8 protein-coding genes are annotated in these 8142 nt (G+C 72.2%); all 8 read left to right on the top strand.

Features of this window, described 5'->3' with window-relative positions:
• Nucleotides 1–396 precede the first annotated feature (396 nt).
• The 8 genes from mihF (at nt 397) to fmt (ending at nt 7870) form a co-directional block, all read left to right on the top strand.
• Nucleotides 397–720, top strand: a complete 324-nt coding sequence (gene mihF, locus DCI01S_RS07580) for an integration host factor, actinobacterial type (RefSeq protein WP_007631925.1) — start codon at nt 397–399, stop codon at nt 718–720.
• Between the two features lie 7 nt (nt 721–727).
• A complete protein-coding gene (gene gmk / locus DCI01S_RS07575) occupies nt 728–1330 on the top strand; it encodes a guanylate kinase (protein WP_061228656.1) in 603 nt (200 codons plus the stop codon).
• Nucleotides 1331–1395: 65 nt separating this feature from the next.
• On the top strand, nt 1396–1680 hold the full coding sequence (rpoZ, locus tag DCI01S_RS07570; protein ID WP_061228655.1) for a DNA-directed RNA polymerase subunit omega: 285 nt from the start codon (nt 1396–1398) through the stop codon (nt 1678–1680).
• Complete coding sequence (coaBC, locus tag DCI01S_RS07565) at nt 1677–2957, top strand: bifunctional phosphopantothenoylcysteine decarboxylase/phosphopantothenate--cysteine ligase CoaBC (protein ID WP_174521538.1); 1281 nt, start codon at nt 1677–1679, stop codon at nt 2955–2957. The genes rpoZ and coaBC overlap by 4 nt, the downstream gene beginning before the upstream one ends.
• A gap of 61 nt (nt 2958–3018) precedes the next feature.
• The gene (gene metK, locus DCI01S_RS07560; RefSeq protein ID WP_174521537.1) at nt 3019–4230 is read left to right on the top strand and encodes a methionine adenosyltransferase; all 1212 of its coding nucleotides are present in this window, start codon (nt 3019–3021) and stop codon (nt 4228–4230) included.
• 45 nt (nt 4231–4275) lie between these two features.
• Complete coding sequence (locus tag DCI01S_RS07555) at nt 4276–6321, top strand: primosomal protein N' (protein ID WP_007631912.1); 2046 nt, start codon at nt 4276–4278, stop codon at nt 6319–6321.
• Nucleotides 6322–6379: 58 nt separating this feature from the next.
• Nucleotides 6380–6934 carry a peptide deformylase gene (gene def / locus DCI01S_RS07550; RefSeq protein WP_007631910.1) on the top strand — a complete coding sequence of 185 codons (555 nt, stop codon included), beginning with the start codon at nt 6380–6382 and terminating at the stop codon, nt 6932–6934.
• A gap of 3 nt (nt 6935–6937) precedes the next feature.
• Nucleotides 6938–7870, top strand: a complete 933-nt coding sequence (fmt, locus tag DCI01S_RS07545; protein ID WP_061228653.1) for a methionyl-tRNA formyltransferase — start codon at nt 6938–6940, stop codon at nt 7868–7870.
• Nucleotides 7871–8142: the final 272 nt, after the last annotated feature.

Raw genomic sequence — 8142 nt, 5'->3', positions numbered from 1 at the left:
CGTCACATGGGGACACGTCACCGGTGTGCCCGGCGGGAACCGGATCGGCGGCATTCGGGTGGTTCGACTCGCGGTGGCCGAGGCGCGCCGCTAGTCTTCTGTACAACCTCACCACGCCAATGCGCAGTTCAGACGGGGTACCGCTACGGGGCCCCGCGCTGGTACGGGGTCCCTCGGCCGCGTACTGTTGCTGAGGTCATCAGGCCCGGAACAGTCGACATCCCCTCGGGGAAGTCGGAACCGCCCGGGTACGGTGAGCACGAGGGAGCGCCCGCTCCCGGAGGCGTTCCGCAGCCCGCGGACGCGCCGGGGACGGTCACCGCACACCAGGCGGGGGTGTCCTACGGTGGACACCCGCGTGAGTCATGAGACACACACGAACGAGACGGAGGAATTGTGGCCCTTCCCCAGTTGACCGATGAGCAGCGCGCTGCTGCTCTGGAGAAGGCGGCTGCCGCCCGTCGCGCCCGGGCTGAGCTCAAGGAGCGCCTGAAGCGCGGCGGCACCGACCTCAAGCAGGTGCTCAAGGACGCCGAGAGCGACGAGATCCTCGGCAAGATGAAGGTCTCGGCGCTGCTCGAGGCCCTGCCGAAGGTGGGCAAGGTCAAGGCTCAGGAGATCATGACCGAGCTGGAGATCGCGCCGACGCGCCGTCTGCGTGGTCTCGGTGACCGCCAGCGTCGCGCACTGCTCGAGCGGTTCGACTTCACGGTCGACTGATCGGCGAATGAACACACCGTCGTCCGGGGCCGCCCCGGAGGCGACGGCGAAGAGGGGCCGGCTGATCGTCTTGGCCGGCCCCTCCGCTGTCGGCAAGTCAACCGTCGTCGCCCGCCTGCGCGAGCGCCTGTCCGATCTCTACTTCAGCGTCTCCATGACCACCCGCGATCCCCGCCCCGGCGAGGTCGACGGTCGCGACTATCACTTCGTCACCACGGAGGAGTTCCGCGACGCGGTCGCGGGGGGCCGCATGCTGGAGTGGGCCGAGATCCACCGGGGCCTCCAGCTCTCCGGTACCCCCGCCGAGCCGGTCCGCCGCGCCCTGGACGAGGGTCGGCCGGTCCTCATCGAGGTCGATCTGGCCGGGGTCCGTCAGATCCGCGAGTCCCTACCCGAGGGCACGACCGTCTTCCTGGCACCTCCGTCATGGGAAGAACTCGAGGTCCGCCTGCGTGGTAGGGGTACCGAACCCCACGACGTGGTCGCCCGTCGACTCGAGACCGCGAAGGTCGAGATGGAGGCCCGCGACGAGTTCGACGTGGTCATCGTCAACGACGAACTCGAGGCCGCCGTCGACGAGTTGGTATCATTGCTGGTCGGCCGCGACTAGCGCCGGTCCCAGCGTCACCCGGGTGTCACGAGACACCGCCCGCAGTACCCAGAGGAGATCCCATAGTGGCCACCACCGAAGCCGCAGCGGCCACCCCGCTGTACGACACCCCGATCGGTATCACCAACCCCCCGATCGACGAGCTGCTCGAGCGGGCGTCCTCCAAGTACGCGCTCGTAATCTTCGCCGCCAAGCGCGCGCGGCAGATCAACTCGTACTACAACCAGATCGAGGAGGGCATCCTCGAGTACGTCGGTCCGCTGGTCGACCCGGGGCTGCACGAGAAGCCGCTGACCATCGCGCTGCGCGAGCTGCACTCCGATCTGCTCGACTGCGCCGAGGGAGAGTGAGCCCCACCGGGGACGACATGCGCGGCAAGCGTGTCGTCGTCGGCGTGGGCGGCGGGATCGCCGCGTACAAGGCCTGCGGCCTGATCCGGCTCCTCACCGAGTCCGGATGCCACGTCGACGTCGTCCCCACCGAGGCGGCCCTGCGCTTCGTCGGGTCCGCCACCTTCGAGGCTTTGTCCGGAAATCCGGTGTCGACCGGGGTGTTCTCGGACGTGCCGTCCGTCCGCCACGTCGCCCTCGGGCAGCGGGCGGACCTCGTCGTCGTCGCCCCCGCCACCGCCGACCTGCTCGCCCGCGCGGCGAGCGGCCGGGCGGACGACCTCCTCACCTCCACGCTGCTCACCGCACGCTGCCCGGTCCTGCTCGCCCCGGCCATGCACACCGAGATGTGGGAGCACCCCGCCACCCGGCGGAACGTCGACACCCTCCGCGGGGACGGGGTGCACGTCATGCCACCGGCCTCCGGACGCCTCACCGGCGCCGACACCGGCGCCGGGCGCCTACCCGAGCCGTCGGACATCGCCCGGCTGGCCTGGCTTTTCCTCGACGGCGGGACCCTGCCGTGGGATCTGGCGGGTCGGCGCGTCGTGGTGACCTCCGGCGGTACCCGCGAGGAGATCGACCCGGTCCGGTTCCTCGGCAACCGGAGCTCCGGCAAGCAGGGACACGCGATCGCCGCGGTGGCCGCGGCCCGTGGCGCCCGGGTCACGTTGGTGACGTCCTCGGACCTCCCGGTGCCCGCGGCCGTCGAGGCCGTGCACATCGAGTCCGCACTGCAGTTGCGGGAGGAGACCCTGCGCGCCGCCGCCCACGCCGATGTCGTCGTCAAGGCCGCGGCCGTCGCCGACTTCCGGCCGGCGGACGTCTCCGAGTCCAAACTCAAGAAGGGCAGCGATTCCGAGCCGGCCGAGATCAGGCTGCAGCGCAACCCGGACATCCTGGCCGACCTCGTCGCGGCCCGCTCCGCCGGCGACGTCCCCGCCAGCTGCGTCCTGGTCGGTTTCGCGGCCGAGACCGGCGACTCCTCCGGATCGGTCCTCGAGCACGGCCGGGCGAAGCTCGCGAGGAAGGGATGCGACCTCCTCGTCGTCAACGAGGTCGGGCGGGACACCACCTTCGGCCGGGACGACAACGGGGGCTGGATCCTCGACGTCGACGGCGCCGAGACCACGCTGGACCGGGCGAGCAAGGACCTCCTGGCCGACCGGCTGCTCGACGCGGTCGCAGCGGTCAGCCTCCGCCGGACCCGCCGGAGTGACACAGACCGCACCGACTAGTGTCGTTCTCACGCGATCGGCACCGATCACACGCGATCCCACCATGGAAGAGAGAAGCACTGTGACGCAGGCACGTCGGCTGTTCACCAGCGAGTCCGTGACCGAGGGGCATCCGGACAAGATCTGTGACGCCATCTCAGATTCGATCCTGGACGCGATGCTGGAACAGGACCCGGCGGCCCGCGTGGCCGTGGAGACAATGGTCACCACCGGCCAGGTCCACGTGGCCGGCGAGGTCAAGACCACTGGTTACGTGGAGATCCCGCAGCTCATCCGCGACAAGATCGTCGAGATCGGCTACGACTCCTCCGACAAGGGCTTCGACGGGGTCTCCTGCGGCGTGTCCATCTCTATCGGCCAGCAGTCCCCGGAGATCGCCCAGGGAGTCGACACCTCCCACGAGGCACGCACCTCCACCGAGTCGGTCGAGGACGCCATCGCCCGCCAGGGCGCCGGCGACCAGGGCCTGATGTTCGGCTACGCCTGCTCGGACACCCCCGAGCTCATGCCGCTGCCGATCGCGCTGGCGCACCGCCTGTCCCGGCGGCTGACCGAGGTGCGCAAAGACAGCACCCTGGACTACCTGCGCCCGGACGGCAAGACCCAGGTCACCATCGAGTACGACGGCGACCGCGCGGTGCGTCTGGACACCATCGTCATCTCCACCCAGCACGCCGACGGCATCGACCTCGAGACCACGCTGCGTGACGACCTCACCGCCCACGTGATCGACCCGGTCCTGGCCGATGCGGCCGGTGACATCGACACCTCCGACTTCCGCCTGTTGGTCAACCCCACGGGCCGGTTCGTGCTCGGTGGCCCGATGGGCGACGCCGGTCTGACCGGACGCAAGATCATCGTCGACACCTATGGCGGCATGGCCCGTCACGGCGGCGGCGCCTTCTCGGGCAAGGACCCGTCCAAGGTCGACCGCTCCGCCGCGTACGCAATGCGCTGGGTCGCCAAGAACATCGTCGCCGCCGGGCTGGCCGAGCGCGTCGAGGTCCAGGTCGCCTACGCCATCGGCAAGGCCGCCCCCGTCGGCCTGTTCGTCGAGGCCTTCGGCACCGAGAAGGTCGAGATCGACCGTCTGCAGCAGGCCGTGACCGAGGTGTTCGACCTGCGCCCGGGCGCCATCATCCGCGACCTGGACCTCAAGCGGCCCATCTACGCCCCCACCGCGGCCTACGGCCACTTCGGACGCACCGACGTCGACCTGCCCTGGGAGCGCACCGACCGCGTCGAGGACCTCAGGACGGCCGCCGGACTGTAGAGCCGTCGCACCTGGGTGTCGTAGCGGGGTGCGAGGATTTCCGACGTGACGACAACGCGCCCGGCGACCCGGGTCGCGGCGGCCGAGCGCCCCGTGGCCCGGGTTCTGCCGTTGCTCGGGGTACCCCACCTCGACCGCGAGTTCGACTACCGGGTGCCCGAGTCGATGTCGGCCGAGGCTCGCCCCGGCGTACGCGTGCGGGTGCGTTTCGCCGGCCGACTTGTCGACGGTTTCCTCGTCGAACGCGCGGCCCACACCGACCACCAGGGCGAGCTCGCCTGGCTCGAACGCGTGGTCTCCCCGGAACCCGTCCTCACCCCGGCGCTGTTGCGCCTGGTGGACCTCGTCGCGCGCCGGTGGGTGGGCACGCGGTCCGACGTGCTCCGACTGGCCATCCCGCCCCGGCACGCGGCGGCGGAGAAGTCCGTGCCCGAGCCCGGCGCGCCCGAGGGGGTGTCGATCGGCCCGGTCGAACTACCGGCGGGCTGGGAGGACCACCCGATGGTCGCCAGGTTCCTCGAGGCGGTCACCGGCGGTGTGCCGGCCCGGGGGGTGTGGACGGTGCCGCCCGGCCGGGACTGGGCGCGGTCGTTGGCCGCACTCGCCGACTCCGTCCGACGACGGGGTCTGCAGGTGCTGCTCATCGTCCCGGACCAACGTGACGTCGACCGCCTCGCCGGGGCGTGCCGCGAGGTGGTCGGGGGCGGAGCGGCCGGCCGGGACCTCGTCGCCGACCTGTCCGCGGGAGTGGGCCCCTCCGCCAGGTACCGACGCTGGCTGCGCGCGGTCCGCGGGCATGCACGGATCGTCGTGGGCACACGCAGCTCCGTCTTCGCCCCGCTCCCCGAACCGGGCCTCATCGTGCTGCACGACGACGGTGACGACTCCTTCGTCGAACCCCGCGCTCCGTATCCGCACACGCGTGATGTCGCCGCCCAGCGTTCCGCGCTGGAGGGCACCCCGCTCCTGCTGACGTCGGTGGACCGGACGCCGGAAGTCGCGGAGTACGTGAGGACCGGCTGGGCACACGAGATCCGGCCCCGCGCCGGCCTGGTCCGCGAGCTGGCCCCGCGCGTGGTGGCCGTGACGGACGCCGACCCGCTCCAGGCACGCGACGTCGCGGGCGGCCGCACGCGCCTGCCGGCCGTCGCGTTGACGATGGCCCGCGAGTCGATCGACGTCGACGCGCCGGTCCTGGTCCAGGTTCCCCGGAAGGGGTACATCCCCACTCTGCTGTGCGGTTCCTGCCGGACGCCCGCCCGGTGTCGTCGCTGCAACGGCCCCCTGCGCGCCGGCCGCATGGACGAGGTCTACGGGCCGGTCGAGCTGGCGTGCGGGTGGTGCGGGGCGCCCGAGCCGGGGTTCCGGTGCGTGGCCTGCGGATCGCGTGCGTTGCGCGCCGGGGTCGTGGGCGCGGGGCGCACCGCCGAGGAGTTGGGCCGGATGTTCCCCGGGGTGCGGATCCGCACGAGCGGGGGAGGGGAGATCCTCGACTCCGTGCCCGCGAGTCCCGCGATCATCGTGTCCACCCCCGGCGCGGAGCCCGTCGCCGACGGCGGTTACGGCGCCGCGCTGCTGTTGGACTCGTGGGCGCTGCTCGGCCGGCCCGACCTGAGGGCTGTGCAGAACGCGCTCCGGCTGTGGATCGGCGCCGCCGGGCTCGTCCGCCCGGCCGACGAGGGTGGCAGGGTGTTCCTGTCGGCGGACTCCGGGTCCGCGGTCGCCCAGGCGTTGGTCCGGTGGGACCCACAGGGCTGGGCGGAGCGCGAGCTCGCCGACCGCGCCGAGGTCGGGTTCCCCCCGGCGGTCCACATGATGGCGGTCGACGGCCCCGCGGCGGCGCTGGCGGAGTTCCTCGAGGACTTCCGGTTCGCCGACAGCGTCGAGGTGCTCGGCCCGGTGGACCTCCCCCCTGGCGAGGAGCTGCCCGGCCATGACGAGGTGGAGGATCCCGAGCGGGTCCTCCTGCGGGTCCCCCCGGCGATGCTGAACGACGTCGCCGCGGAGCTGCGCGCCCTCATCGTCCGGCGGGCGGGCAGACGATCCACCCATCCGCTGCGCGTCCGCCTGGATCCCGTGAACATCGGATGACTGACGCAGCGCCTAGAATGGCTGTTCATCACCGTCGCCCCGAGGAGACCCGATACGCATGCCCGTCCACCCCGTCCGGCTCTTCGGCGATCCCGTCCTGAGGACCGCCGCTGATCCCGTCACCTCCTTCGACGACCGGCTGGCGCGGACGGTGACGGACCTCATGGACACGGTCGCGCACGAGGAGGGCGCCGGTCTCGCGGCCCCGCAGATCGGCCTGTCCACCCGCGTGTTCGTCTACACCTGTGGAGGACGTCGGGGCCACCTGGTCAACCCGGAATGGGAAGCCATCGGGAACGAGACCACCGAGGTCAACGAGGGCTGTCTGTCCATCCCGGGGGTGTCGATGCCCACGGAGCGGTTCGCCCGGGTCCGCGCACGCGGGTTCGACATGAAGGGTGACCCGGTCAGCTTCGAGGCGGAGGGCATCCTCGCCCGCGCTGTCCAGCATGAGATCGACCACCTCGACGGGGTGCTGTTCCTCCAGCGGCTCACCCCGGAACGTCGCCGCGCCGCGATGGCCGAGATCCGCTCGTCAGCGTGGTTCGGCAGCGCCGCCGTCAGCGCCGGGGTCGTCTACGACCAGCTCTCCGACGCCATGGCGGTGAGGTGACCGATGCGCCTCGTCTTCGCCGGCACCCCCGACGTCGCCGTCCCGTCCCTGCGGGCTCTCCTCGACAGCGACCGCCACGAGGTGGTGGCCGTGGTCTCCCGACCCGACGCGCGCACCGGACGTGGCCGCGGGCTGTCCCGCAGTCCCGTCGCGGCCGCCGCCGACGCGGCGGGAATCGAGGTCCTCACCCCGCCCAACGCCCGCGATTCCGGGTTCGCCGAGCGGCTGCGTGAACTGGCGCCCGACGCCGTCCCCGTGGTCGCCTACGGACACCTCGTCCCACGGCCCGTTCTGGACATCCCGGCGCACGGTTGGATCAACCTGCACTTCTCCCTCCTGCCCGCGTGGCGGGGGGCCGCCCCCGTCAACGCCGCCATCGCGGCCGGTGACGAGGTCACCGGCGCCACGACGTTCCGGCTCGACGAGGGGATGGACACCGGCCCCGTGCTGGGAACGATGACCGAGACGATCCGGCCACGCGACACCGCCGGCGACCTGCTCGGGCGACTGTCCGAGTCCGGGGCCGGTCTGCTGGTCGCGACGCTCGACGGCCTCGAGGCGGGGGAGTTGCGCCCGGTACCGCAACCGACCGATGGCGTCTCCCACGCGGGGAAGCTCACCGTCGACGACGCGCGGGTGCGGTGGTCCGACCCCGCCCTGGCGGTCGATCGACACATCCGGTCGGTCACCCCGGCGCCCGGTGCGTGGACGACACTCGGCGGCGAGCGGGTGAAGATCGGCTCGGCCCGCCCGGCCGAGGAGACCGCCCCCGACCTCGAGCCCGGCCGTATCGCGTGGGACAAGAAGGCCGTGCACGTGGGCACGGCCTCCGCTCCCATGGTGCTCGAGACCATCCAACCCCCGGGCAAGAGGATGATGGACGCACTCAACTGGGTCCGCGGTGCGCGCCTCGACGCCGAGGCGGCCTTCGAGTGAGCGCCGACGGCGGACGGGGTCGCGGCGCCGGAAACGGCGGCAGCGAACGGGGCCGTGGCGCCGGAAGCGGCGGCAGCGGGCGCCGCGGTGACGCTCCGAAGCGCGGAGACGGCGGAGGTCGCCCCCGGGACACGGGCGCAGGTCGCCCACGGTCGGGCGGCCAGCAACGGTCAGGGGGACCGCGTTCGGGAGCCCGGCAGCGGTCTGGTGACCGGCAGCAGCAAGGTGGCCGGCAGCGGTCGGGCGACCAGCAGCGAGCGCAGCGACGGCCC

This window comes from Dietzia cinnamea NBRC 102147 (assembly GCF_001571065.1).
In the GTDB taxonomy this organism is placed as follows: domain Bacteria; phylum Actinomycetota; class Actinomycetes; order Mycobacteriales; family Mycobacteriaceae; genus Dietzia; species Dietzia cinnamea.
Note: the sequence above shows the minus strand (reverse complement) of the source record. Positions and strands in the feature narration are given on the sequence as shown.